The organism is Sulfurospirillum tamanense (assembly GCF_016937535.1).
Classification (GTDB): Bacteria; Campylobacterota; Campylobacteria; order Campylobacterales; family Campylobacteraceae; genus Sulfurospirillum_B; species Sulfurospirillum_B tamanense.
Genome location: NZ_JAFHKK010000005.1, coordinates 31,227 through 56,108 on the forward strand (window position 1 = coordinate 31,227; position 24,882 = coordinate 56,108).

Consider the following 24,882-nt stretch of genomic DNA (forward strand, 5'->3'; position numbering starts at 1 on the left):
ATTGTAACACAACTTGGGCTAAAGCAGGTTGACAAAGCAAGGGGCCTGCGTTAAAATTCGACACCAACACACAAGGAAACCGATGAACCGATTACCCGCCGAGTGGGAACCCCACGAAGCCCTACTTTTAGCCCTTCCCCACGAAAATACCGACTGGAACCCTTACCTTGAAGAAATCACAGAAGCTTACGAGGAATTTTTACAAGCCATCACCCGTTTTGAGCCGGTTGTTCTGCTGTGCAAAGATGCTAAAAAAGCTAAAAAACGCTTGGGCCATTTGCCCAATCTAGAGCTTGTACAAGCCCGTTTTAACGACACATGGATTCGGGACTTTGGGCCCATTGACGTGGAAGAGTCAGGTCTCATGCGCGCTTATGATTTTACCTTTAATGCCTGGGGAGACAAATTTGGAAGCTCCCTAGACAATGCCATCACTGAATTTTTGCACACCCAGCGGGTCTTGAGCGGTACATGTAAAAAAATTGACCTTATTTTGGAGGGCGGGAGCATCGAGAGTAACGGCGAGGGCGTGTTGCTAACCACCACTACCTGCCTTTTAAACCCCAACCGAAACTGGGCACTCTCCAAAGAAGCTTTGGGCGAAAAACTTTCTCAACTCTTTGGAGTTGAGAAAATCCTCTGGCTAGAGCACGGGCACCTCGAAGGGGACGACACTGACGCGCACATCGACACCCTCGCCCGCTTTATCACGCCTGATACCATCGCGTACGTTACATGTAAAGACCAAAGTGACACTCATTTTGGGCCTTTAAAAAAGATGGAGGAAGAGCTCAAACGCACCCATTTTTCCCTACTTCCCCTCCCGCTTCCCACGCCTATCCTGTACGATGACCACCGCCTACCCGCTACATACGCCAACTTCGTCTTTGTCAACGGCGGACTCATTGTGCCCACCTACAACCAACCCAGTGATGCCATCGCCTTAAAGGCTTTGCAACAAGCCCTGCCGCACCTTGAAGTGGTGGGCGTAGACGCAAGGGTTTTCATCCGCCAACACGGTAGCCTTCACTGCGCGTGCATGCAACGTTTCGCACGATGACCCTAGCCCGCAAAGCCACCCTTGTTAGTACCGCCACTGCGACGCTTCTTGTGTTTATCAAGCTTGCCGTAGGGTTTGTTAGCGGGTCTGTGGCCGTTTTGGCCTCTGCGATTGATTCGGTGCTTGACCTCATTGTCTCGGCGTTTAACTACTTCGCTATTCGCAAATCCGAAGCTCCGCCTGATGAGCTTTTTAACTACGGGCGCGGGAAAATCGAAGCCTTAGCCGCGGTAATTGAAGGAACCATCATCGCCATTTCGGGCGTGTTTATTTTCTACTCTGCCATCAAAAAAGCCTACGAAGGCACGGTGATGACCCATGTAGACACCTCCGTGCTTGTCATGCTCGCCTCCCTTTGCATCACCGTTGCGTTGGTGCTTTTTTTGCGTCATGTGGCACGCAAAACAGGGAGCCTTGTCATCAAATCCGACGCGCTTCATTACCAAACCGATGTTTTTAGCAACGGAGCGATTCTGTTTTCTCTAGGCGTGGTCTATTTCACCGAATTTGAACTAATTGATTCTATCGTGGGTGTGGGTATCGCTTTGTATATCATCCACTCTGCTTACGGACTCGTGAAAGAAGGGGTGTACATTTTGCTTGACGCAGCACTAGAAGAGGAAGTGGTAGGGCGCATTGTGCACATCATCGAAGAAGAAAAAGATGTGAGCAGTTTTCATAACCTCAAAACCCGCCGTTCTGCTCACACCAACTACGTGGATGTGCACCTTGTTTTTAACGCCAAAATGTCTCTCTTGCAAGCCCATAGTGCGACAGATAACATCGAGGCAAAAATCCGTGCCATCAAAGAAGACGAGGTGTGGGATATGAATATCCACCTCGACCCTTATGATGACTCCAAGGAAGAAGAAGCACTCCGTGACGCGCCACTAGCTCAACAGTAGCGCTACACGGTAAACAATGAAAGAAGCACTCCACGCCACGGCAGTGGTAAAGAGGATGAGGTATCCCAAATAGCGGTAGCTTCCTGATTCTTTAGTAAAGACTACCGTAGCCGCAAGGCACGGCAAGTAAAACATAACAAAGGTGATGAACGACAAGGCCACAGGAAAGGGAATGCTTGCTTGCAAGACACCCATGAGTCCCTCGCTCTCTTCATCTACCTCTTCCCCAAGAGCATAGAGCACTCCCATGGTAGAGATAATCACCTCTTTAGCAGCCAAGCCTGTCTCAAGGGCTACGGTCAGTCTCCAATCAAACCCCAAAGGGGCAAACAAAAACTCTGTAGCCTGACCAATGCGCCCCAAATAACTTTGAGATAACAAAGTGGATTGTAGCTCATTAGCAAGGGTTGCTTGCTCTTCTTCGCTTAGGGCTTGTTCTATTTTAAGTTCATACGCACTCTCTAGGTCTTCGTTTTTAGGGTAACTGCTCGCAAACCACACCAACACAGACGCCACCAAGATAAACGTTCCTGCTTTTTTAAGGTACACAAGGGATTTGCCCATCACCGTGTGCCATACCAACTTTGCGGAAGGTAAACGGTATTTTGGCATCTCCATGACAAAAGGTTCATCTTTGCCTTTAAACACAAAGGCTTTGAGGACTTTTGCAGCCACAAGGCCTAAAAGTGCGCCCGCAATGTAAATCGCAAACAGCACATTACCTGCCTTTTCAGGGCCAAAAAACGCCCCCGCAAAGAGCACATACACGGGCAACTTTGCCCCACAACTCATAAACCCAATGATAAACAATGTAATCAAACGGTCTTTATCGTTTTTGAGGGTGCGCGCAGCCATGTACGCAGGCACCGAACACCCAAACCCCGTGACAAGCGGGATAAACGACTTGCCATGCAACCCAAAACGGTGAAAAAAGCCATCAAGCAAAAAGGCTACACGCGCCATGTAACCCGTGGTTTCCAAAAGTGCGATACCTAAAAACAAAATCATAATATTGGGCAAAAACATTACCACCGCCCCCACGCCCGCGATGGCACCATCAGCAACCAGTGAACCTAGCTCCCCATCACCAAAAATCACCCGCGCTTGGTCGCCAAAGTACCCAAACAGTGCATCAATCATATCCATGGGCACAGCACCTAGCGTAAAGGTAAGTTGAAACAATCCCCACATAAAAAAGAGGAAAATAGGAATCCCAAAAAGCTTGTGAATGAGTACCTCATCAATCTTTTCTGTCGTTGTCTTTTGTTTCTTTGGCGCTCTCTCACACACCTCTGTAACAGCACCTTTAGCATATGCATAACGCTCTTCTGAGAAAATCTCTACAAGGTTTTTGGTGTCATAATGCACATACAAGTGCTCTAGTGCCTCTTGAAGCACGGGCAGCACCTCAATCCAAACGGGCTCATTGCGCACCTCTTGATACAGGGTTTTATTTTCTTGAAGCAACTTCACCGCCATGTCGCGCGCGGAGAGTTTGGCATGGGTAAACCCTTTTTCTTTAAACAAAGCAACCAAACGCGCTATTTCTTCCTCTACAGGCTCCGAATAACTCATTTTTGGGGATTGGTGTAAGGTTTTAATGGCAGTCAAACACGTCTCTATAAGCGCTTCTATCCCTTCCTTTGTGAAGGCAGAAACAGGCATACAAGGAATGCCAAGGATGCCGCTAAGCTGCTCATGATCGATGGAAATTCCCTCTTTTTTGGCCTCATCGCTCATGTTTAGCGCGACGACCATTTTATGGTTAAGCTCCATGAGTTCCGTGGTTAAAAGCAAGTTGCGCTCAAGGTTAGTGGAATCTACCACGTTTAAAATCAAGTCATAAGACTCTTCTTCTAAAAAGCGTTTGGTTACCCGCTCTTCAAGGGTATAATCCCCTAGCGCGTAACTTCCGGGCAAGTCGATGATGCGTATCTCATCCTCTCCGCGTGTCAACACCACTTCGGCTTTTTCAACCGTTACACCCGAAAAGTTGCCCACCCGAAGGTTGGCATTGCTGATGGAGTTAATGAGCATACTTTTGCCCACATTGGGTTGCCCCACTAAGGCGATGGTTAGAGTGGACATACGGGACTCACTTGGATGGTTTTTGCCTCTTCGCGGCGCAGGGCAATCATCGTTCCGCCCACTTCTATTTCGATGGTCGCCTTAGTCGCACTCGCCGCTTTGACACAAAGCTCACTGCCTCGACGCATACCAAAAGAAAAAAACCGTTGTTTTAGCTCTTCTTTTGCATCAATGCACGTAATCACTACGACCGAACCCACAGGAAGGGAATCTAGTGTCTTCATTTAAACCTTTCTTTGTGATTGATAATTAATTTCAGGATTTTATCTCTTGAGCACTAAAACCCTCCTGAAAATAGTCTACAACACCTTTACATGTAAAGACATTGGAACATTTTTCTAAGCTACCCTTTGTTACAATCACGCAAAAACAGGGAGTCTGCACATGAAACTTGCCCTCATCCAACACGCCGTACGTGAAACCAAAGACGCCACCATCCAAAAAACCCTTGAACTCATCCACGATGCTAGCGCCAAAGGCGCCCAACTTGCGTTGTTGCAAGAGTTGCACCAAGGGCCTTATTTTTGCATTACCGAAGACCCCAGTCATTTTGACCTTGCCAATGACTTTGACAACGACGTGGTGTTTTGGGCAAAAATCGCCAAGCAATACGGCGTAGTGCTCGTCACCTCACTCTTTGAAAAACGCGCCCCTGGCCTTTACCACAACACCGCCGTCGTCTTTGAAAAAGATGGCTCAGTTGCAGGTAAATACCGTAAAATGCACATCCCCGATGATCCAGGTTTTTACGAAAAGTTTTACTTTACTCCGGGGGATTTGGGCTATGAACCTATTCAAACCAGTGTGGGAAAACTGGGCGTGCTGGTGTGTTGGGACCAGTGGTACCCCGAAGCCGCGCGCCTCATGGCACTCAAAGGGGCGGACATTCTCATCTACCCCACCGCCATTGGGTGGTTTGATGAAGACGCAGAGGATGAAAAAACCCGCCAAAAAGAGGCGTGGATGGGCGTACAACGCGGTCATGCCATCGCCAACGGTTTACCTCTTGTGGCCATCAACCGCGTAGGTAAAGAAAAAGATGAAACAGAAGTGTTGGATGGCATTCGTTTTTGGGGGCACTCCTTCGTAGCAGGACCCCAAGGAGAACTCTTACATGTAAGCGATGAAAGCAGCGAAGAAGCGGTAATTGTCGAGGTGGATGTAAAACGGTGTGAAGAAGTCAGGCGCATGTGGCCGTTTTTGCGCGACCGCCGTATCGAAACCTACAACGGCCTCACCAAACGTTTTTTAGACGCGTGAGTCCTTTTCAAAAAACCACATCAGGGCAAACATGAGCCCTGATGTTTTGGCGATATGTTCGTTAAATAAAAACTCTTTAGCCTCACTCCTAGGAACGTAAATCACTTCAATCTCTTCAAGCTCAATCCCGCCGCCTTGGTGCAACCGCATGGACTCGTCTAGTTCGGCGTAGTACAACGTCTGTTGACCGCCCGCCAAACCCACCGCCGTGTAAAAAGAGGTGATTTTATGCAGGTTTTGAGGTGCAACGCCATAGCCTGTTTCTTCTTCGATTTCCTCTAAAGCAATCTGTGCCAAAGACTTCTCTTTGTCCACTAATCCTGCGCACAGTTCGTAGGTAAAGCCGTCATTGTTTTTGAGGTAAATAGCAGGACGAAACTGTTTGACAAAGACAAAGGCATCAAACTCTTTATGGTAGAGCAAGATTGCCACGCTGTTGTGCGCATCCACCATATCCCACCGTTTTTCTCGCCCATTTTGTACGTAGTGCATGCTTTTGGGCTGGATGTACAGCGACTCTACGCACGCTTCTATTTTGACGATGGTAATATCAACCAAGCAAAATCCACTGGGCTAGGCCCAAAAAGCTAAAAAACCCCACCACATCTGTCACCGTTGTAAGCAATACTGTGCTTCCCACAGCAGGGTCAATGTCGAGGCGTTTTAGTGTAAGAGGAATAAGGGCACCAAATAATCCCGCACACAAAAGATTAATCACCATCGACAAGCCAATTACCACGCCCAGCATAGCTTCGTGAAACCAAAGAAAGGCAATGGCGCCCATCACTAAGGCAAAAATCACTCCATTTATCCCTGCGATAGAAACCTCTTTTACGATAGTGCTTTTAGCGTTTTGAAAATCAATATCCCCCAGAGCTAACTGGCGTACAGTAACAGTCAGGGTTTGGGTGCCTGCATTACCCCCCATAGATGCCACAATAGGCATAAGCACCGCCAGGGCCACATACGCCTGAATCGTTTCATCAAAAATACCAATAACTAAGGAAGCCACAATGGCGGTAAAAAGATTGAGAAAAAGCCACATTGCACGACTTTTCCCTGCCTCAAAAAGAGTGTTTTCCTCTTCCGCTTCATCGTTAACCCCAGCGAGGTTATAAATCTGCTCTGTTGCATTTTCTTGGATGATGTCATGAATATCATCTGCAGTAATGCGGCCAACCAACCTTCCTTGATAGTCGATTACAGGAACCACAGAGAGGTCATAGTTTTCAACCGTTTCGATGACCGAGTCAATGGTGTCATCGTCTCTAGCAAAAATAGGCTGATACTCATCTTCTGGTGCTTTTTCGACAAGGGCTTTAAAGGTAAGTGAAAAATCACTTGTAATCAAATCTTCCAAGGGAATAGAAAACCGAAGGGTTTCATAATCATCCACCACAAACAAGCGGTAAATGTTTTCAATCTCCCCCTCTTCTTTCATCTGCTTTAAGCGCGCGATAGCATCGGAAATTTTTTCCTCAACCTTGGCCACAAAAACCTCGGTTTGCATGTACGCGCCTGCCTCTTCGTCATCATAACGGCGCAAACGCTTAATGTCTTCTTGATACTCATCATCCAAGCTGTCGAAAAGTTCTTGGGCTTTTTCTTCATTGATGTCTTCAATATTTTGAAGCAAGTCTGTCGCATCGTCACTTTCAAGTTCTTCGATGGCGTCTTTAAGCTGTTCGGGAGAAATTTCCTCAATCACATCCTTTAAGATATGATCTGGCAATTCAATGGCCACATCTCCTAAGCTTTCGCTGGAAAGCTGTTTTACGTAGTCGATAAAAAGATCAACATCGCTTTTATGCACATGACGGAGGTGGCGCGCGAGTTCGGCAGGGGAGAGCTCTTGGTCTAAATCATCCTGTAAGTAACTCTCAATGATTTCCTGAGAGTGCTTTAAATCTTTTAACTTTGCCAAAAGTGTCCTTTAGTTAGCGACCGCTACCGTTTCTGCATCCATTATAATAGGTGTTTCTAACTGCACCATATACTCAAAAGGCTCTTCTCGTGGCGGAATGGAAGGCTCGGCTAAGGCTAGCTCAAAACGCGGCTTAAAGGTTTCAACGTGAGCCAAAAAGGCTTTGCGTTTTTCCCCTTGAAGCTTATCTTTTTCAATTTTTACCACACTGTTAGGGTTAATAGCCCGATTGTCTTTATAAAGGCCAAAATGCAAGTGAGGGCCTGTGCTAATCCCTGTACTTCCCACATAGCCAATGAGCTGTCCTTTGGAAACCACTGAGCCCCGACGTATGCCCTTACGGTAACCATTCATGTGTGCGTACAGGGTTTTATACCCGTGGCCGTGGTCAATCTCGACTGTTTTGCCATAACCACCTTTGGTACCTACAAACGTCACCCGGCCCTCGCCCGCTGCCACAATGGGCGTGCCTGTGGGCGCAGCATAATCCACGCCCAAGTGAGCGCGATAACGTTTCAAAATAGGATGCCAACGCTTATAGCTGAAAGAGGAGGAAATGCGCGTATAACGCACCGGCACAGTCAGTAAAAACCCTTCAATCTCTTTGCCTGCTGCATCATAATAACGGTTGTCGTCGTACAAAAATACAAAGTGCTCTTTGCCTCGTACCTCTACCATGGCCGCTTCGATTTTTGGATTGCCATAGCGTTGCCCTAAGCGTGTGCGTTGGGAATAAAAAATTACCAAGCGATCACCTTTAACCAAACGGCGAAAATTAACACTGTTTTTAAAAGAGTTGACAAATTCATTGGCAAGAGCATAGCTGTTGGTCGCATTAATGATGTCTTGATAAGGCGAAAGGGTAATTTCTAAAGTGACTTTAAGAGACTCTTCTTGGTAGCTCACAGGGGTTGTGCGCAACTCATAGGCTCCCGTGGATTTATCTTTAACAATATGCAGTTGTAGTTCTTCACCAATAGGAATGAGAACTTGCTCAATAACTTCATTGTCATCCAACAAAAGCTGGTACCGCACGCCTGAGACAATCTCAGCAGCAAGCTCTTGGTCTTCTCGGTCAAGGTTGTAGTAAATAGACAGTGGCAACTGGTGTTTTTCTAGAAAGGTTAAAAACGTTTCGCCTCGCTCCCAACGGTGCTCTTGCATGTACGCCCCTTGTGCCCCTAGCACCATCATCAAAACACACACCAACCATCGCATCATTAATTCCACCTTTTTGCATGAGTCTCACGTCTTTTAACACCCAACCAAATCAAGCAAAGACGCAAGGCATGGGTTTTGAAAAACGTCACGGAAACTTGGATTATACTTGATGGTTGCTTACAAAATCCTAGCAACCCCTCAGGGCTTTTTGAGTTCTGGTAAAGTATAATCGAGCCAACAAAAGCAAAAGGAGTTCCATTGTTTCGCATCTTTGCCGTTTTTTTAACATTTCTTTCCCTTTCATGGGCGCAGGGTTTTTTAGCCCCTTACACTACGACACTAAAAGAAGTCCGCGGCGGCACTGCGACCGTTGCTGACTCTCAGGACCTTGTAATCGGCTCTAGCGGCATTGTCCTTCATCAATTTGACGAGGGGAAATCTTCTATCATTGCACGCGCTAGCGTCACAGGCAAAGCCAATGGTCTTGCAACACTGCAATTTGAGGTGTTTGACCTCTTAGAACAATCTGCTTTTCCTTTGCCTGGACTTACCCCAAAGCAAGGTGATACGGTTATTTTAAACTACCTTTATGACCGTGCGCTTATTGTTGCACCCAACAGCATTGTCTTTAATGAAATCACAGGCCACTTCACAGACATTCAGTGGGTGCATCCTGACCTCGTGGGAGCGTATCTTGCTAGCGAATACACTCCAAGTCCTGATCGCGACACCTTTAGAAAGCTTTGCCAGGCCCACAGTACAGGGATTATCTTTTTTGCACTAAATTTCAAAGGCTACTTTGCAGACTGTCAAAGTTTCAAAGTGTTAAAAACCCTTGATTCTGGTCGCATTAGTAGCTATCAACTCCCCTTTTATACTCGCATAACAGGCATTGAAAGCGCCTTTTGGAAATTTGGCTCAAGTCAAATAACCGACTACAACGCCCACTATGGCAACTTACTGGTCAAGTAACCATGGATGCTTTACATGTAAAGTGGTTTGAGGAACTTTTAGGGGTGGAAAACGTTTACGCCGACAAGGCCCATTTGCTTGCTTACTCTTACGATGCGACCCGCACGACGTATGAGCCTGATTTGGTCCTTTTCCCACGCCACGAAGCAGACGTACAAGCCATTTTACGCTACTGCAACACCCACCGCATCATCATCACCCCACGCGGGGCGGGTAGCGGATTTACAGGTGGTGCGCTTCCCTCAAACGGGGGCATCATCCTGGCCCTTGAAAAACACATGAACAAGATTTTAGAAATCGACATGGAAAACATGGTCGCTGTAGTAGAACCCGGTGTCATCAACATGGACTTACAGCGTGCCGTGGAAGCCAAAGGGCTCTTTTATCCGCCAGACCCTGCAAGCGAAGAGTACTCCACCCTAGGGGGCAATGTGGCCGAAAACGCAGGAGGTATGCGCGCGGCAAAATACGGCATCACCAAAGACTACGTCATGGCCTTGCGTGCCGTGTTACCCAACGGCGAAGCCATAGGTGCTGGCAAACGCACCATCAAAGACGTAGCAGGCTACAACGTAGCGGGTATCTTAATCGCTAGCGAAGGCACCTTGGGCATCATCACTCAAATCACCCTCAAACTCATCGCCAAACCCAAGCTGAAGCAAACTGCTATGGGTATTTTTCCTAGCGTCAAAGACGCCATGAACGCCGTGTATAAAACCATGGCAGCAGGCGTCACACCCGTAGCGATGGAGTTTTTAGACAACCTCACCATTCGCGCCGTGGAACAAAAATACGCCAAAGGCTTGCCTGTAGACGCCGGGGCTATTCTCATCACCGATGTGGATGGAAACTTAGACGAAGAAATCACCACCCAACTCGTTACCATTGAAGCCATGTTTTTAGCTAATGGCTGCACCTCCTTCAAGCGCGCAAACACGGCCGAAGAAGCCAAAGAGTTGTGGTTTGCCAGACGCAACGCGAGCCCTTCCATCACCGTGTACGGCAGCAAAAAACTCAACGAAGACATCACCGTGCCGCGTAGCAAACTGCCCGAACTCTTAGATGTCATCAATGCTATCGCCCAAAAATATGAGGTAAAAGTGCCCTGTTTTGGCCATACAGGCGATGGCAACGTGCACACCAACGTCATGGTGGATGGCACTAATCCCGAAGAGCTTGAAAAAGGCCACAAGGCCATCAAAGAGATTTTTCAAGCGACTGTCGATTTAGGTGGCACCTTGAGTGGCGAGCATGGCATAGGACTAAGCAAAGCCCCTTACATGACCATGGCGTTTACCGAGGGTGAAATGGAACTCTTTCGCTCCATCAAACGCGCCTTTGACCCTAACAACATCCTTAACCCTTTTAAAATGGGTCTCTAATGCGCTTTCTTCATTACGTGGAATTGCTTAAAAAAATCAAAGACAAGCAACTCATGCACTACGCTTCATCGCTGAGCTTTCACACCATGCTTTCGCTGATTCCTGTGCTTTTGATTTCCATGTCTATTTTTACGCAACTGCCAAGTTTTGAAGTCTATTATGAGAAAATGACTGCGTTTATTTTCTCGTCCCTTTTACCCTCCCACCAGGAAGTCATCTCGGGCTACATTGAAACGTTTTTGAGCAACACCGTAGGTATGGGCGTATTGGGTTTTGTGGTGGTACTTTTTACTTCGATGATGTTTTTTTTAGAATACGAGTACATTATTAACACGCTTTTAAATGCCAAAAGGCGTAGTTTTTGGCAGTCACTCTCTTCTTATTGGACGCTCATTACCCTAGCACCCTTGGGGCTTGGAGTCTCTTTTTATATTTCCGGGGTCTTACACCGTATGCTTCAAAGCTCAGACTTTACCAAGTGGATTAATATTTTGGCCATTTTTCCTTACCTCATCGTTTGGGCACTCTTTTTTGCCACCTACATGATCTCTTCTGGCAAACACCTCTCGCCACGCCTTGTGGCCCTAGCTTCGTTCATTGCCTCGCTCATTTGGTATTTGTGCAAAAACCTTTTTGTCTATTATGTGGCATATAATACGTCTTATTTGAGTATTTATGGCTCGTTTAGCGTTGTGGTGTTTTTCTTTGTTTGGATTTATCTTTCGTGGATTATCTTTTTGTATGGCGTCAAATTGTGTGCTTTTTTAGAGGAGCAAAAAGGGCACTCCACCCAAGAGAACAATCCCCACCGCCAAGAAGCGCCAGCGGATAGCCAGTACGCTTAATCCCAAATACCCCACCAACGCCCAAAGGGGAGTAGGCACCTCTGCTCCCTCCATCCGCCACGCCAAAAAAGGTTCTAACACGCCATCTAGCGCCCCGCCCAACCCCATTACATGTAAAGCCGCACTTAGGGGGTAAAACCCAATAAATACAATACTCAAAGGAATGGAGCCTACCTGCTGCCATGAAGTCAAAGGAAACCAATAATGCACCGGAATATTCATAGCTAAAAAGACCCACACGTTTAACAACACCGCGTGCATGGGCGCGCTAAAACGGTCTTTAAAATGGTGCAAATACAGAAAAATGTAAAACACTCCAAAGACCGAAAACCAAAACCCAATGTGCAACACCAAATGAGGGAAAAGCACCAAGATGACCCCCACAGTTAATGCCAGTGTCCCAAAAGAGAGCAGTTTTATGTGACGCATCAACAAGAAAAACCCAAAACACGCCATGACAAAAGCGCGCAAAAAAGAGGGTACAAAATCAATGAGCCACAAATACCCAAAAGCCAACCCAAGCATAACCACACCCAAGTCAAACGTGGCGTTACGGTAGGGAAAATAGCGGTTTTGAAAAAAACGGTACAAAGGACGAAGCAGTCCATACCCTAACGCCAAAAGCACCCCAAGGTGAAACCCGCTAATAGCCACCAAGTGCGAAACGCCCCAAAATAATACATCCTCACGCAGGTCTTTGGGTACAGGAGTGGCTAGAAAAAGCGCACTAAATAAGGCTTGCATTTTGGGGCTTTCGTGTTGGGCGTGGATTTTATACGAAAGCTGTTTTGCCACACCCTCGTCACTTTGGCGCAGGGCTTGCAAGGAAAAAGAAGGGGTAAAAAAGCGCTTGGAGAGGAAGTCTGAAAAACCCAAATTTTCAGTGATGGCGTAAACACTCACCTTTTCACCTGGCCTTACATGTAAGGTTTCTTTCCACGCCACCGTATATAGAGTGAAGTCTTTGGTTTTTACATGTAAGACGTGGTAGGGCTTGCCGTTTTTACTCAAACGGGCGTCACTTAGGAGTAGTTCTCCCTCTACATACGCCCGCCCTTCTTGTGTGAAACTTTGGTACTGGGCGTAAATCACACTTACATGTAAAGCAAACAGCAACGCCAAAACGCCAAAACAAACCGCTACCTCTTTTGCATTAGCAAACAGACGTAACGGTGCAAGGGTCAAATAGGCGTCACTTCGATCTTGGCTTCTTTGGCGCCCTCGTAGATGATTTCTACAGGCACCCCGCCACGGTCCACAAAGCGCGTGCAGGCTTTTTGGAACATAAGATTAGCGATACCCACGGGGCCGTTACGGTTTTTGCCGACAATGACTTCAGACTCCTCTTCAGGCTTTTCAAAAAAAGTGCTTCTGTACTCTTTGCCTTCTGCTCTTGCGCGCTGTTCTTTCTCTTTTTCTTCACGCATGCGGTACACGTCATCACGGTAAACAAACAAAATCATGTCCGCATCTTGTTCGATGGCGCCAGATTCGCGAAGGTCACTAAGCATCGGGCGTTTATCGTGACGGCTTTCCACCCCACGGTTAAGCTGTGAAAGGGCAAGTACAGGCATTTTAAGTTCGCGTGCTAAAAGTTTGAGTCCGCGACTCATTTCACTCACTTCCAAGTGGCGGTCTTTATTGCCCGTGCCTCCCATGAGTTGCAAATAATCGATGATGCACAGGCTAATCTCGGGGTGCTTGGACTTGAGCTTGCGCAGTTTGGAGCGCACATGGTGAATGTCAGCATTGCCATTATCATCCACAAAAAGCTTACGATTTTCCATGACATTACACGCATCGCTCAGGCGCGTCCACTCATCATCGTTCAGGTTGCCCACTTTGATTTTTTGGAGCGGAATGGAGGTTTTAGCACTCAGCATCCGCAGCATCAGTTGCTCAGCGGGCATCTCTAGAGAAAAAATCGCCACCCCTTTGTTTAAATCCAACGCCTTTTGCGCAAGATTCAAACAAAAGGCCGTTTTTCCCATCGCAGGACGCGCCGCAACGATAATAAGGTCACCCTCCCCAAAGCCTGTAGTGAGGTGGTTTAGCTCTTTAAAACCCGTATCAAGCCCCACTACGCCTTGGTTGCCCCGCAGTTTCATCTCTTTGATGTGCGCCACCGTAGCACGCACCATTTCAGGGGACTCACGAAACTCCCTGTCGGTGGCTTCTTGGGTGATTTGGTAAAGCTTTTGCTGAATCACATCCACCACATCCTTGGCAGGCATGTCCCGCTCTACGGCAATTTCGGTGATGTCTGAGGTTAGTCGCACTAGCTCGCGCTTGATGGATTTTTCTTTGACTTCGGTCACATAAGGGGCGATGGAAGGCAAGGGATTGGTGGAGATGACTTCAAGCATCACCTCTTCATCAAAGCGGTTTTCTTGGGCCAGTTTTTTGCGCACAAACTCTTCGTCAATGGGCAAATCCCCGCACTCACACGCTTCCATCGCTTCAAACATGTACCGATGTGCGGGCAAGTAAAAATCACTGGCCTTAAGGCGGCTTGCTACCTCTTCAAATTGGGTAGGATTAAAAAAAATAGAGCTCAAAATGGAGCGTTCGATGTTAATATTATGCAGGTTTTCCACTATTTTTCCCCTTCTTTGGCCGCTTTTTCCACTTCTTCTAAAAAGCGTGCCACCAGTTCGTCTTCTTTGAGTTTTGCCACCACTTCCCCTTTGCGCATCACAAGCCCCTGCCCTTTGCCAAAGGCAATGGCCACATCCGCGTGCTTGGCTTCACCTATGGCGTTGACCACGCATCCCATGACGGAGATATCAAGGGGCGTTTTGATGTGCTTGGTGCGCCGTTCCACTTCTTCCACGGCTTTGACAAGGTTGGATTCTAGCCGTCCGCAGGTGGGACAGGAGATGATATTGACTCCTGATTTGACCACGCCACTGTCTTTTAAGATGGCCTTACCCACGCGCACTTCTTCTTCCAGTTCGCCCGTCATGGAAACCCGAATCGTGTCGCCGATGCCCTCAAGCAACAACGTCCCTAGGGCGATGGAAGACTTGATGGTGGAGTGAAACAAGGTACCCGCTTCTGTGACACCAAGGTGAAAAGGGTACGGCGTAAGGGGACGCAGTAGACGGTACGCTTCCACCGTGCGCACCACGTCGCTGGCTTTGAGGGAAACTTTGATGTCCGTAAACCCCAAATCCTCCAAAAACTTGATGTTATAAAGCGCTGACTCGACCATGCCCTTAGCAGTGGGGCCGTAGCGTTGGTCAAACTCTTTTTCCAGTGAACCCGAATTCACCCCGATACGAATGGGCAAGTTTCGCACTTGGCAAGCTTTGACCACTTCGGCCACACGACTTTTTTCGCCAATATTGCCCGGGTTAATGCGAATACCATCCACCACTTCCGCGGCAATGAGTGCCAAACGGTAGTTAAAGTGAATGTCCGCCACCAACGGCAACGAACTCTGCGCTTTAATGGCCGCCAACGCCCGCGCATCTTCGTAATCAGGCACCGCCACACGGACGATGTCGCATCCTGCAAAATGGAGCCGTTTTATCTGTTCCAGTGTGCCTTCCACGTCGCGGGTGCGGGTAAAGGTCATGGATTGCACAGGAATAGGCGCGTCGCCACCGATGGGAATACCGCCTAAAACTATCTGTTTTGTGGGATAACGTTGCAGCATTAATTTCTCTTTTACGCGGTCATATTAGCTCTATGAGCGGATTTTTGAGGCCATGAAACGCTCAGGATGAGCGTTGGCCGAGAACCCTCGGAGATTTGTCAGGACGACAAATCGAGAATGAGCGAATAGGGCTAATACGACCGCGTTTTTTTAAGACATCTTAACACGCTTTTGCTTAGGCTCAGGAAAACGACACGGGGTCCATGTCGACTTCCACCAAGCGTCCTTTACATGTAAGGCCCGCTTGCACTAAAGCGCGTGGGGAGTCTGAGCGCAGTAACACGTGATAGCGGTATTTGCCCGCGATTTTTCCAATGTCGGAGGGGCCGTGTCCCACCACTTCTACGCGCTCTTTATACGCCGTAAGTTTGCCTAGCACTTCTTCCACGACTTTCTTACATGTAAGCTCATTGGCGTGAGAAACAAGCAAGCGCAGCAACCGTTTAAAAGGCGGATAAAGGCCTTCGCGGTGGGGTTTTTCTTCTTTTAAAAACCGTTCAAAATCGTCCATGTACGCGTGGAAAAATTCAGGATTCAGGGTTTGGAGGATGACTTCTCCTTCGCCTTTTCGCCCACTGCGCCCTGCGATTTGAAGGGCTAAGGCTAAGGCTTTTTCCCGCGCGCGAAAATCCCCTTGAGCCAGTTGCGAATCTAACCCCAAGATGACCGAAAGGCCGATGTCGTGATAATCATGCCCTTTACTGAGCATCTGCGTGCCCACTAGCACGTCTATCTCGCGGTTATTAAAGCGTTTTAGGAGAGACTTTAACTGCTTTTCCGTGCGCACTTCGTCGCGGTCAAATTGTTCAAAAACAATCTGTGGCAAGGTTTCGCGCAAGGTTTCTGTGACCTCAGAAGTGCCGATGCGACTCGCTTCCATGGTTTCACTTTCGCATTTTGGGCAGGTTTTAGGGATGGGGCTAGCAAAGTTGCAATAGTGGCACACAAGGGCGTTTTTGTGTTTGTGTAAGCTCATAGACACCGCGCAAAAAGGACACTCAAACCGCTCCCCGCACCCTTTACATGTAAGGTGTTTAAAATGGGCGCGCGTGGGGACAAAAACGATGGCTTGGCGTTTTTTTTCTACCACTTGCGCGAGTTTAGCGATGATAGTAGGGGTGAGTTCATGGTGCCCAGATTCGTACACGATGCTACGCGAACTTTGAAAGTAGGTCCCACGAAGGCGCATGGTGGGGAGTTTGTCGTAGCTTGTGAGGCTTGGAGTAGCAGACCCCAACACCACCCGCGCGCCCACGTACGTGCCAAGCATCAAGGCGACATCTTTGGCGTTGTAGCGGGGTCTTGAGGAGGATTTATAGCTCTCATCATGCTCTTCGTCCACCACGATGAGTCCCACTTCGCGCAAGGGCAAAAAGAGCGCCGAGCGCGGGCCCGCGACGATGCGCACTTCCCCTGTGTGAATGCGTGCGAGGATGTTTTGCTTTTGGACTTTGGAGAGTTTGGAGTGCCAAATGGCCACGCGCACCCCAAAGTGCCGCTCTAAGCGCTCTTTCATTTGGGGGGTGAGGCCGATTTCTGGCATGAGAAAGATGGCGCTTTTTCCTTCACACAACACCTCTTGCATCAAAGCGAGGTAAATCTCCGTCTTTCCGCTTCCGGTGTCGCCAAAGAGCAAGGCTTTGTCGTGTTGGAGTAAAAAGGCTTTGGCTTTTTGTTGAGCGAGCGAGAGGGCTAACGAAGCGTTACATGTAAAGGGAATGGGAGGTGTTTTTTCTTTAGGGTAAGGCACCATGAGTGCCAACGCTTCGCCCAAAGAAGACCCATAATACTCGCTAATAAACTTCGCGCACTGCATCTGCCACGAGGCAAACACGTCGCCCAAATCTTGGCTAATCTCTTTACATGTAAAGCTTGGCTTCTCGCACGCCTCCACCACCACCGCCTCTTTTTCGCGCCCTTGTAAGGGAACACGCACGCGCGTACCGATGGCTAACGCTTGGGATGAAGCGTAAGTTAAACACGGCTGCGCAGAGCCTAGAAGTGCAAGAGTGTAGTAGTGTGTCACTGGGTCAGTGCGTTGCACAACTCTCCTGCGGGGGTGCAGGCAAATTGGCCCGTGCCTTGGGTGTAAGTGAGTGTCACAATAGAGGTGTTGTCAATGCGAAAAGTGTAAGTGTTTTGCGCTGTTTTTAACCAAGCGGCGGTATTGCCCGTGCTTGAGAGAATGGGGTTTTCTAGGATGTTTTCAGGGTTTCCCCCACTGCGCCAAAAGAGGTTCTGGCCTGCTGTGCCATAACTGGCATTCACATCATCCAAATTAGGCGGGTAGCCAACAGTGCCTTGCATGAGTCGCAATGACCGCTGCAAGGCAATGCCGCTACGAATGGCTGAGACTTGACTCGCCCCTTTGGTAATGGCCGCGTCCGTGCGCGTTGCCGCCAAACGCGGGATGGCCACCGCCGCGAGGATACCAAGAATGACAATAACAAAGACCATTTCAATCATGGTAAAAGCGGGTCGGATCAAGAGTTTATTTACCATCTAGGTTAAACTATCGTTTTACTTTTGTTCCACCAAAAGATTGAGTTCCAATTAAGTTTGCAATATTTCTCAAACCCACAACCTCGTTACAAACCTTTCCATTAGTGTCACTTTCTGCAACAGTAATATTACCATCAAGAGTAAAATCCATTGTTAAACATTGAGTATTGTTGCCATCCGTACGATACTCTAAAGTGTTCGAATCAACCTGATAAACATTTGCAACATTCGTCATAGCCCGAACGGATGCTTGAGTAAACTGCGGTCCAGTTGTATTCGAATCAGCCCAGCTTCCCTGCGCTGTATAATACGCACCTAAATCATTCATCAACGTCGCAATATCCGCCGCTGCTCTTGTTACCTCAGCATCATCACGCGTTGCTGCCAATCTTGGGATGGCAACGGCTGCCAAGATGCCTAAAATAACGATCACGAAGATCAACTCTATCATAGTAAAACCACGTTTCATGGGAACTCCTTTTTGTTTCACGCTTTTGTTTAAAACCGTGTGAATTATAAGGCAGGGGGTATTAACCCTCCCTTAATACCTGCTCAATCTTTGGTACCAACGCTTGCATTTGACACTCTTGGGCGTAAAAATCATAGCTTTTTTGCACAAAAGCACTCAAAAGCTCTTTGGTATCTAGCCCTTTTTTCTTCCCTAAAAACAGCTCCATATCACGTAAAAACGCCTCCGCAAAAGCATCTTCGAGGGTAATCGTATAATCTTTAGAAGCAACACTAATCGTTACTTTTTTCATCGTCCCAGTACTGCCTCAATCTTCCCAAAGATGTCATCTGATTCTATCTCTTTTGCACGAAGCTCTTCTTGCAGGCGGTTAATCTGCACGTCTTTAGCCTCGTTTTGGGCTTTGACAGTGATGATTTCGTTGCGCAGGGTGTCGTTTTGTGCTTTTAGCTCTTCAAACCGCGCTAGCAAGTCTTGAATCTTTTCCGAAAGAACGTTGGCCACGCGGGGCTCTTCAAACATCATAGGCTCCTTGTTTGGATATAATGCGCATTGTAGCAAATTTAACCCCAAAAGATAAAGGAGACCCGTGGCGCTTTTTGACCTCCAAAGCCCTTTTGAGCCCGCCGGCGACCAACCCCAAGCTATCGATAAACTCACCGCCTCCATTCTTAACAAAAACCCTTATCAAACCCTTGTCGGTGTCACAGGCAGTGGCAAGACGTTCACTATGGCCAACATCATCAAAACCCTCAAACGCCCCACGCTCATCATGACCCACAACAAAACCCTCGCGGCGCAACTTTACAGCGAATTTAAGGGCTTTTTTCCCAACAACCATGTGGAGTATTTTATCTCGTACTACGACTATTATCAGCCCGAAGCCTACATCCCCAGACAAGATTTATTCATCGAAAAAGACAGCTCCATCAACGCCGAACTAGAACGTTTGCGGCTTTCTGCTACCGCTTCGTTACTTAGCTACGATGATGTCATCTGCATCGCTTCGGTGTCTGCTAACTACGGCTTAGGAGACCCAAGCGAGTACAAAAGTATGGTACAAATCTTAGAACTAGGTCAAAGCATCAACCAAAAAGCGTTGTTATTGCGCCTTGTGGAGATGGGCTACACCCGCAACGACACCGTCTTTGACCGCGGGCATTTTCGTGTCAACGGGGACGTGGTACACATCTACCCTGCGTATAGCCAAGACGAAGCTTTTCGGGTAGAGTTTTTTGGGGATGAGATAGAGCGCATCGCTTACTACGAAGCCCTCACCAACACGCCCTTGCGCGAAACAGATAAAGTCATTCTCTATGCCGCCAATCAATTCATCGTCGGCCAAACTAGGCTCGCCCAAGCGGTCAAGCAAATCGAAGAAGAGCTCGCCCTGCGCTTAGCCGAACTTGAAGCCCAAAACAAGCTGGTCGAATACCAACGCCTTAAACAACGGGTCGAGTTTGATTTGGAGATGATTCAAGCCACGGGTGCGTGCAAGGGCATCGAAAACTACGCCAGACACCTCACGGGCAAACAGCCTGGCGAAACGCCTTTTTCGCTCTTTGATTACTTTGAAGCCATGAACAAAGAGTATCTTGTCATCGTGGACGAGTCGCACGTGAGCTTGCCCCAGTTTCGAGGGATGTTTGCAGGAGACCGCAGCCGCAAAGAAGTCCTCGTGGAGTACGGGTTTCGCCTACCTAGTGCGCTAGATAACCGCCCGTTGATGTTTGATGAGTTTATCCACAAAGCCCCTGCGTATCTGTTTGTTTCCGCCACGCCCGCTCCTTTGGAGCTCGAACTCTCACAAGGCAATGTCGCGCACCAAATCATCCGCCCCACAGGGCTTTTAGACCCCACTATTGAAATCTGCGAAAGTTCCAATCAAGTAGAAGTCCTTCACGACCGTGCCAAAGCCGTCATCGCCAAAAACGAGCGCGTACTCGTGACGGTGCTCACTAAAAAAATGGCTGAAGAATTAAGCCGTTACTACCTCGAACTGGGCCTCAAAGTCAAGTACATGCACTCAGACATCGACGCCATTGAGCGCAACCAAATCATCCGTGGGCTTCGCCAAGGGGATTTTGACATGCTCATTGGCATCAACCTTTTGCGCGAAGGACTTGACCTCCCTGAAGTCTCTCTCATCGCCGTACTGGACGCCGACAAAGAAGGGTTTTTGCGCAGTGAAACGAGTTTGGTGCAAACCATGGGCCGTGCCGCGCGCAATGTCAACGGCCACGTCATTCTCTTTGCTTCCAAAATCACAGGCTCCATGCAACGGGCCATCGACCTCACCACACAACGCCGCGACAAACAGCGTGCCTTCAACGAAAAACACGGTATCTCACCCAAGAGCACCCTGCGCAAACTAGACGAAAACTTGCGCGTCGAAGACCAAGGCGAGCTGGCCTCACGCCACAAAAACATCGACAAGCTCCCCGCCAGTGAACGGCAAAAAATCATCAAAGAACTCAGCGCCAAAATGCACGCGGCTGCCAAAGAGTTGGAGTTTGAAAAAGCCGCCGCGTTGCGGGATGAGATTATGAAACTGCGCAAATTATAGGCTTACATGTAACCTTTTTATTATCCTTTTTTGGATATAATCAGCCACTTTTTACAGGTAGATTTTTCGCATAAAAGGGGAAACCATGGCTGTTTCACTTAACGACCCATCCTTGTACATCAACCGAGAACTTTCGTGGTTGCGCTTTAACACGCGTGTGCTTCGCGAATCCGAAAAAACCTCTCTACCCCTTTTGGAACGGCTTAAGTTTTTAGCCATTTATGCTACCAACTTGGACGAATTTTACATGATTCGCATTGCAGGTCTTAAACAACTCTTTGCTGCTGGCATTGTCGCCACTGGTGCGGATGAGCAAGCTCCCTTGGACCAATTACGCGAAATCAGGCGTTATTTGGCTGAAGAAAAAGAGATTTTAGAGAGCAGCTACCACAGCATCGTCAAAGGACTCGAGGGAGAAAATTTACTCATTCGATTTTACGAAGAGTTGGATGAAAGCTACAAAATCAAAGCAGATGAATTCTTTTTCTCCAATATCCTGCCCGTCATCGTGCCCATTGCTGTGGATGCAACACACCCTTTTCCACACCTTAACAACCTTAGCTTTTCCGTAGCGGTTAAACTCCAAGACAAAGACCGTCCCGAGACAAATAAATACGGCATGATCCGCATCCCGCGCGTTTTGCCCCGCTTTTACCAAGTGGCCGACAACGTCTACGTGCCCATCGAATCCATCGTGCACCAACATGCCGAAGAGATTTTCCCAGGCTACCAACTCATCTCTTCCGCACCTTTTCGCGTCACACGCAACGCGGACATGGTCATCGAAGAAGAAGAAGCGGATGATTTTATGATGATTTTAGAACAAGGGTTAAAAATGCGCCGCAAAGGGGCGTTTGTACGCTTGCAGATTGAAAAAGACGCCGATCCTGACATCATCGAATTTCTCAATTCTCACATGAAAATCTTCCCCAAAGACATCTACAGCTATGGCATGCCCTTAAACCTTCCTGCCTTGTTTCAGATTGTGGGCAACAAAGACTTTTCGCACCTCAACACCCCACCAAACTCCCCCAAAACACTGCCACCTTTTAGCAGTAGTGAGCCGGTGTTTAACGTCATTGAGCGGGGAGATGTGTTGCTTGCTCACCCCTATGAAAGCTTTGACCCCATCACCCGCATGATTAAAGAAGCGGCCAAAGACCCCAAGGTTATCTCTATCCGCATGACCCTTTACCGCGTGGAAAAAAACTCGCAAATCATCCAATCCCTCATCGACGCGGCCAGTGAAGGGAAACAAGTTACTGTAATGGTCGAACTCAAAGCGCGCTTTGATGAGGAAAACAACCTCCACTGGGCCAAAGAGCTTGAAAGTGCGGGGGCGCATGTGATTTACGGTATCACAGGCTTTAAAGTCCACGCCAAAGTCACTCAAATCATTCGCCAGATTGATGGAAAACTCAGGTTCTACATGCATTTTGGCACAGGCAATTACAACGCTAGTACCGCCAAAATCTACACAGATGTGAGTTTCTTTACATGTAAAGAAGAGTTCGCCAAAGACTCCACGGCATTTTTTCACATCCTCTCTGGTTTTTCCAAAAACCGCAAGCTTGACACCCTCTCCATGTCACCCATGCAAATCAAAAACCGCATCATCGCCATGATAAACCACGAAGCCACCTTGGGAAGCGAAGGCCATATCATCGCCAAAATGAACTCTTTGGTTGACCCTGATGTTATTAAGGCTCTTTATAACGCTTCGGCCCAAGGAACAAAAATTCAACTCATTGTGCGTGGCATTTGCTGTTTGCGCCCAGGGGTTGAGGGAGTGAGTGAAACCATTGAAGTCAAGTCCATCATCGGCAAATACCTCGAACATGCGCGCATCTTTTTCTTTAAAAATGCGCCGGTGCAAACCTACATCTCTAGTGCTGATTGGATGCCACGAAACCTTGAACGTCGCCTAGAGCTCATGACTCCCATCATGGAGCCCGCCTTGCGCCAAAAGATTTATGAGGTGTTACAACTCCAACTTAACGACAATGCTCTTAGTTGGTATTTGGGAGCAGACGGAGAGTACAGCAAACCCGAACTTGCTGAAGATGCCAAAGTGATTGACAACCATCAGATTTTGGAAGATTACATCAACCGCATCTATAAAACTGTCAAGAAAGATGCCAGCTCTTCTAAGATTGACCAACTCACCAGAAAGCTATTTAAGGAGAGTTAATGCGCTTGCCTTTTGAGGGTATTTCACCTGCTGTGCATCCAAGTGTTTTTGTGGCACCAAGTGCAGACATCATTGGTGATGTGACCATCGGAGAAGATAGCTCTGTGTGGTTTAACTGTGTATTGCGGGGTGATGTGCACCGCATTGTCATTGGCAAACGGTGCAGCATCCAAGACCTCTCCATGCTCCATGTTACCCACTTTACCTTGCCAGACAAAAGCGACGGAAGCCCTACAATCCTAGGAGACGACATCACCGTTGGGCACCGTGTCATGCTACACGGTTGCACCATCGAAGATGGGTGTCTCATTGGCATGAGTGCGACTATTTTAGACAATGCGCGCATTGGCAAAGAATCCATTGTGGGCGCGGGAGCATTGGTAACCAAAAACCAAGTGTTTCCACCCCGCTCCCTCATCCTTGGCACTCCTGCTAAATGGGTGCGCGAGCTTACCGATGAGGAAGTCGCGGGGCTTTACGCTTCAGCACACCGTTATGTGGCTTTCAAAAACCGCTATAAGATGGATTAGGTTTTTTTGGGTTTGATTTTGCGTTTTTTGGGATTGGGTTTACTAAAATAGATCAAATCTTCTGCGGTGCACACCTCTGGGGGCAACTGTTCCAAAGAGGTTAAAAAAATCTCTGCAGCACTCTTGGCGTCTGCTAAGGCACGGTGCCGCCCCTCTTCCTTAATACCAAGCATCCCTTTAAGAAAATCCAATCCATACCGCTCAGACTCGATGGTTTTTTGCGCAAGATCAATGGTACAAAGCTTGCGGTTAAGCATCGGTCCAAACCCTTGTTGTTCAAAAGAGGTGGAAAGAAAATAGTAATCAAACCCGACGTTATGGGCTACAAACACCGCGTCGCCCAAAAAAAGTCGAAAAGCCTCCAGCACACTTCCCAAAGAAGGCGCGTCACTTACATCTTCCAAAGAGATGCCCGTCAGGGTTTCAATGGCAGGAGGAATCTCTTTGGTGTGCACCAAAGATTCAAAACGCCCCACTTCTACTTGCCCCTCTAACATCACGGCACCCACTTCAATCACTTGACCCTTGGCAGGGTCACTCGCGTTGCATTCAATGTCTACTACACAATACCGTTGGGCCTCATAGGGGGTTAAGCGTGTGCTCAGTGTGACGTGGGTTTCGCTGGTGTGAATCAGCGGCAACCCCAAAAGGCGCAACTGGTCCAAATCTCCCGCATCGCACATCTCCAATGCTTCAATAGTGCAGAGCCTAAAAGCGACTTCGCATAAAGACAAGCTCTCTTTAGCTAACTGCATTGCCACACGGTCAAATCGCCTCACGCGTTGGCTTCTTGTAAAAATTTAGCCATCTTTTCGTAAGATTTTTTTCCCTTGGTTTCTTCCACGCCACTGCTTACATCGTACCCATAAAAACCAAATGGGCGCAATGCTTTTAAGTGCTCGGGCTCCAGTCCTCCTGCGAGAATCATTTTGGAGCAATCCATGCCCTCAAACCAGTTTTCCTCAATGCGCTTTCCCTTGCCCCCATACCCTTCCACAAAAGCATCTACTAGGCGGTATTGGCCACAAAAACGCGTCAAATCTTCTTTACATGTAACGCGTACTACAGGCAAGTAAGGCACATCAAGTGCCGCGTAAAACACTTCTGAGGCATCCCAATGAATCTGCGCCAAAGTAAGCTTGGCTTCTTTACATGTAAGGTTCACCGTATCTGCTTCCGTGTTTACAAAAAGGCCAACTTTTTCCACAAAAGGAGGAAGTTTGGCAATAATCTGCGCCGCTATTTCAGGGGCGATAAACCGAGAAGAAGGCGGATAAAACACAAACCCAAGAGCGTCTGCACCAAGGGAAATGGCCGCAAGTGCATCTTCAAGATTAGTAATGCCACAAATTTTAACGCGCGGCAT

Annotated in this window: 24 protein-coding genes; 9 read left to right on the plus strand and 15 right to left on the minus strand. The window is 48.0% G+C overall.

The genetic code is table 11. The annotated features are described in order from the left end of the window. Positions 1 to 82: 82 nt before the first annotated feature. Both JWV37_RS03625 and JWV37_RS03630 read left to right on the plus strand, forming a co-directional pair. Complete coding sequence (locus JWV37_RS03625) at positions 83 to 1,060, plus strand: agmatine deiminase family protein (RefSeq protein ID WP_205458397.1); 978 nt, start codon at positions 83 to 85, stop codon at positions 1,058 to 1,060. Continuing rightward, on the plus strand, positions 1,057 to 1,965 hold the full coding sequence (locus tag JWV37_RS03630) for a cation diffusion facilitator family transporter (RefSeq protein WP_205458472.1): 909 nt from the start codon (positions 1,057 to 1,059) through the stop codon (positions 1,963 to 1,965). Before JWV37_RS03625 ends, JWV37_RS03630 begins: the two co-directional genes overlap by 4 nt. On the opposite strand, the gene feoB is transcribed toward JWV37_RS03630, so the two are convergent. Both feoB and JWV37_RS03640 read right to left on the minus strand, forming a co-directional pair. Continuing rightward, positions 1,951 to 4,053, minus strand: a complete 2,103-nt coding sequence (gene feoB / locus JWV37_RS03635) for a ferrous iron transport protein B (RefSeq protein WP_205458399.1) — start codon at positions 4,051 to 4,053, stop codon at positions 1,951 to 1,953. The two genes, JWV37_RS03630 and feoB, sit on opposite strands and share 15 nt — an antisense overlap. Further along, positions 4,041 to 4,277, minus strand: a complete 237-nt coding sequence (locus tag JWV37_RS03640) for a FeoA family protein (RefSeq protein WP_205458401.1) — start codon at positions 4,275 to 4,277, stop codon at positions 4,041 to 4,043. Before JWV37_RS03640 ends, feoB begins: the two co-directional genes overlap by 13 nt. A 160-nt stretch (positions 4,278 to 4,437) precedes the next feature. On the opposite strand from JWV37_RS03640, the gene JWV37_RS03645 reads away from it, so the two are divergent. Continuing rightward, a complete protein-coding gene (locus JWV37_RS03645) occupies positions 4,438 to 5,313 on the plus strand; it encodes a carbon-nitrogen hydrolase (RefSeq protein WP_205458403.1) in 876 nt (291 codons plus the stop codon). Here the strand turns inward: JWV37_RS03645 and JWV37_RS03650 are convergent. From JWV37_RS03650 to JWV37_RS03660, 3 genes are read right to left on the minus strand one after another with little or no spacing between them, the layout of a single operon-like run. Continuing rightward, positions 5,302 to 5,871 carry an NUDIX domain-containing protein gene (locus JWV37_RS03650; protein WP_275898340.1) on the minus strand — a complete coding sequence of 190 codons (570 nt, stop codon included), beginning with the start codon at positions 5,869 to 5,871 and terminating at the stop codon, positions 5,302 to 5,304. The two genes, JWV37_RS03645 and JWV37_RS03650, sit on opposite strands and share 12 nt — an antisense overlap. After that, on the minus strand, positions 5,864 to 7,237 hold the full coding sequence (mgtE, locus tag JWV37_RS03655) for a magnesium transporter (RefSeq protein ID WP_205458404.1): 1,374 nt from the start codon (positions 7,235 to 7,237) through the stop codon (positions 5,864 to 5,866). The genes JWV37_RS03650 and mgtE overlap by 8 nt, the downstream gene beginning before the upstream one ends. 9 nt (positions 7,238 to 7,246) lie before the next feature. Further along, positions 7,247 to 8,458: a peptidoglycan DD-metalloendopeptidase family protein gene (locus JWV37_RS03660; RefSeq protein WP_205458406.1), complete on the minus strand. Its 1,212-nt coding sequence runs from the start codon at positions 8,456 to 8,458 to the stop codon at positions 7,247 to 7,249. Positions 8,459 to 8,656: 198 nt separating this feature from the next. Here JWV37_RS03660 and JWV37_RS03665 point away from each other — a divergent pair, with 198 nt between their 5' ends. Genes JWV37_RS03665 through JWV37_RS03675 form a run of 3 tightly spaced genes read left to right on the plus strand, consistent with a single transcriptional unit; the run spans position 8,657 to position 11,597 of the window. Continuing rightward, positions 8,657 to 9,370: a plasminogen-binding N-terminal domain-containing protein gene (locus tag JWV37_RS03665; RefSeq protein WP_205458408.1), complete on the plus strand. Its 714-nt coding sequence runs from the start codon at positions 8,657 to 8,659 to the stop codon at positions 9,368 to 9,370. Between the two features lie 2 nt (positions 9,371 to 9,372). Continuing rightward, a complete protein-coding gene (locus JWV37_RS03670; RefSeq protein WP_205458474.1) occupies positions 9,373 to 10,752 on the plus strand; it encodes an FAD-linked oxidase C-terminal domain-containing protein in 1,380 nt (459 codons plus the stop codon). Further along, positions 10,752 to 11,597: a YihY family inner membrane protein gene (locus tag JWV37_RS03675; protein WP_205458410.1), complete on the plus strand. Its 846-nt coding sequence runs from the start codon at positions 10,752 to 10,754 to the stop codon at positions 11,595 to 11,597. The genes JWV37_RS03670 and JWV37_RS03675 overlap by 1 nt, the downstream gene beginning before the upstream one ends. Here the strand turns inward: JWV37_RS03675 and JWV37_RS03680 are convergent. From JWV37_RS03680 to JWV37_RS03715, 8 genes are all read right to left on the minus strand, one after another. After that, positions 11,517 to 12,782, minus strand: coding sequence for a ComEC/Rec2 family competence protein (locus JWV37_RS03680; RefSeq protein WP_205458412.1), 1,266 nt, complete (start codon positions 12,780 to 12,782; stop codon positions 11,517 to 11,519). The genes JWV37_RS03675 and JWV37_RS03680 overlap by 81 nt on opposite strands. After that, positions 12,779 to 14,194: a replicative DNA helicase gene (locus JWV37_RS03685; RefSeq protein ID WP_205458414.1), complete on the minus strand. Its 1,416-nt coding sequence runs from the start codon at positions 14,192 to 14,194 to the stop codon at positions 12,779 to 12,781. The genes JWV37_RS03680 and JWV37_RS03685 overlap by 4 nt, the downstream gene beginning before the upstream one ends. Continuing rightward, the gene (gene ispG / locus JWV37_RS03690) at positions 14,194 to 15,258 is read right to left on the minus strand and encodes a flavodoxin-dependent (E)-4-hydroxy-3-methylbut-2-enyl-diphosphate synthase (RefSeq protein WP_205458416.1); all 1,065 of its coding nucleotides are present in this window, start codon (positions 15,256 to 15,258) and stop codon (positions 14,194 to 14,196) included. The genes JWV37_RS03685 and ispG overlap by 1 nt, the downstream gene beginning before the upstream one ends. A 181-nt stretch (positions 15,259 to 15,439) precedes the next feature. Then, positions 15,440 to 17,302 carry a primosomal protein N' gene (locus JWV37_RS03695; protein WP_369407647.1) on the minus strand — a complete coding sequence of 621 codons (1,863 nt, stop codon included), beginning with the start codon at positions 17,300 to 17,302 and terminating at the stop codon, positions 15,440 to 15,442. Then, positions 17,281 to 17,742, minus strand: a complete 462-nt coding sequence (locus tag JWV37_RS03700) for a type II secretion system protein (RefSeq protein WP_205458476.1) — start codon at positions 17,740 to 17,742, stop codon at positions 17,281 to 17,283. Before JWV37_RS03700 ends, JWV37_RS03695 begins: the two co-directional genes overlap by 22 nt. Positions 17,743 to 17,770: 28 nt before the next feature. Further along, positions 17,771 to 18,229, minus strand: a complete 459-nt coding sequence (locus JWV37_RS03705) for a type II secretion system protein (RefSeq protein ID WP_205458418.1) — start codon at positions 18,227 to 18,229, stop codon at positions 17,771 to 17,773. A gap of 61 nt (positions 18,230 to 18,290) precedes the next feature. Further along, a complete protein-coding gene (locus JWV37_RS03710) occupies positions 18,291 to 18,521 on the minus strand; it encodes a hypothetical protein (RefSeq protein ID WP_205458420.1) in 231 nt (76 codons plus the stop codon). Further along, positions 18,518 to 18,751 (minus strand): hypothetical protein, encoded by a 234-nt coding sequence (locus JWV37_RS03715; RefSeq protein WP_205458422.1) that lies wholly within the window; start codon positions 18,749 to 18,751, stop codon positions 18,518 to 18,520. Before JWV37_RS03715 ends, JWV37_RS03710 begins: the two co-directional genes overlap by 4 nt. A 67-nt stretch (positions 18,752 to 18,818) precedes the next feature. Between JWV37_RS03715 and uvrB the strand changes: the two genes are divergently transcribed. From uvrB to JWV37_RS03730, 3 genes are all read left to right on the plus strand, one after another. Continuing rightward, a complete protein-coding gene (uvrB, locus tag JWV37_RS03720) occupies positions 18,819 to 20,795 on the plus strand; it encodes an excinuclease ABC subunit UvrB (protein ID WP_205458424.1) in 1,977 nt (658 codons plus the stop codon). 85 nt (positions 20,796 to 20,880) lie between these two features. Next, positions 20,881 to 22,986, plus strand: a complete 2,106-nt coding sequence (locus JWV37_RS03725; protein WP_205458426.1) for an RNA degradosome polyphosphate kinase — start codon at positions 20,881 to 20,883, stop codon at positions 22,984 to 22,986. After that, positions 22,986 to 23,516 carry a gamma carbonic anhydrase family protein gene (locus tag JWV37_RS03730; RefSeq protein WP_205458428.1) on the plus strand — a complete coding sequence of 177 codons (531 nt, stop codon included), beginning with the start codon at positions 22,986 to 22,988 and terminating at the stop codon, positions 23,514 to 23,516. The genes JWV37_RS03725 and JWV37_RS03730 overlap by 1 nt, the downstream gene beginning before the upstream one ends. Here the strand turns inward: JWV37_RS03730 and JWV37_RS03735 are convergent. After that, positions 23,513 to 24,295 carry a 3'-5' exonuclease gene (locus JWV37_RS03735; RefSeq protein ID WP_369407648.1) on the minus strand — a complete coding sequence of 261 codons (783 nt, stop codon included), beginning with the start codon at positions 24,293 to 24,295 and terminating at the stop codon, positions 23,513 to 23,515. The genes JWV37_RS03730 and JWV37_RS03735 overlap by 4 nt on opposite strands. Next, a complete protein-coding gene (locus tag JWV37_RS03740) occupies positions 24,292 to 24,882 on the minus strand; it encodes a phosphoribosylanthranilate isomerase (RefSeq protein ID WP_205458429.1) in 591 nt (196 codons plus the stop codon). The genes JWV37_RS03735 and JWV37_RS03740 overlap by 4 nt, the downstream gene beginning before the upstream one ends.

Bases quoted from the DNA above. Each gene is read 5' to 3' on its own strand.
- JWV37_RS03705 (WP_205458418.1), bottom strand. From the start codon at position 18,229: ATGAAACGTGGTTTTACTATGATAGAGTTGATCTTCGTGATCGTTATT.
- JWV37_RS03740 (WP_205458429.1), bottom strand. From the start codon at position 24,882: ATGCCGCGCGTTAAAATTTGTGGCATTACTAATCTTGAAGATGCACTT.
- ispG (WP_205458416.1), bottom strand. From the start codon at position 15,258: ATGCTGCAACGTTATCCCACAAAACAGATAGTTTTAGGCGGTATTCCC.
- JWV37_RS03630 (WP_205458472.1), top strand. From the start codon at position 1,057: ATGACCCTAGCCCGCAAAGCCACCCTTGTTAGTACCGCCACTGCGACG.
- JWV37_RS03725 (WP_205458426.1), top strand. From the start codon at position 20,881: ATGGCTGTTTCACTTAACGACCCATCCTTGTACATCAACCGAGAACTT.
- JWV37_RS03645 (WP_205458403.1), top strand. From the start codon at position 4,438: ATGAAACTTGCCCTCATCCAACACGCCGTACGTGAAACCAAAGACGCC.
- JWV37_RS03730 (WP_205458428.1), top strand. From the start codon at position 22,986: ATGCGCTTGCCTTTTGAGGGTATTTCACCTGCTGTGCATCCAAGTGTT.
- JWV37_RS03715 (WP_205458422.1), bottom strand. From the start codon at position 18,751: ATGTTTGAAGAGCCCCGCGTGGCCAACGTTCTTTCGGAAAAGATTCAA.
- JWV37_RS03625 (WP_205458397.1), top strand. From the start codon at position 83: ATGAACCGATTACCCGCCGAGTGGGAACCCCACGAAGCCCTACTTTTA.
- JWV37_RS03675 (WP_205458410.1), top strand. From the start codon at position 10,752: ATGCGCTTTCTTCATTACGTGGAATTGCTTAAAAAAATCAAAGACAAG.
- JWV37_RS03660 (WP_205458406.1), bottom strand. From the start codon at position 8,458: ATGATGCGATGGTTGGTGTGTGTTTTGATGATGGTGCTAGGGGCACAA.
- JWV37_RS03670 (WP_205458474.1), top strand. From the start codon at position 9,373: ATGGATGCTTTACATGTAAAGTGGTTTGAGGAACTTTTAGGGGTGGAA.
- feoB (WP_205458399.1), bottom strand. From the start codon at position 4,053: ATGTCCACTCTAACCATCGCCTTAGTGGGGCAACCCAATGTGGGCAAA.
- JWV37_RS03710 (WP_205458420.1), bottom strand. From the start codon at position 18,521: ATGAAAAAAGTAACGATTAGTGTTGCTTCTAAAGATTATACGATTACC.
- JWV37_RS03640 (WP_205458401.1), bottom strand. From the start codon at position 4,277: ATGAAGACACTAGATTCCCTTCCTGTGGGTTCGGTCGTAGTGATTACG.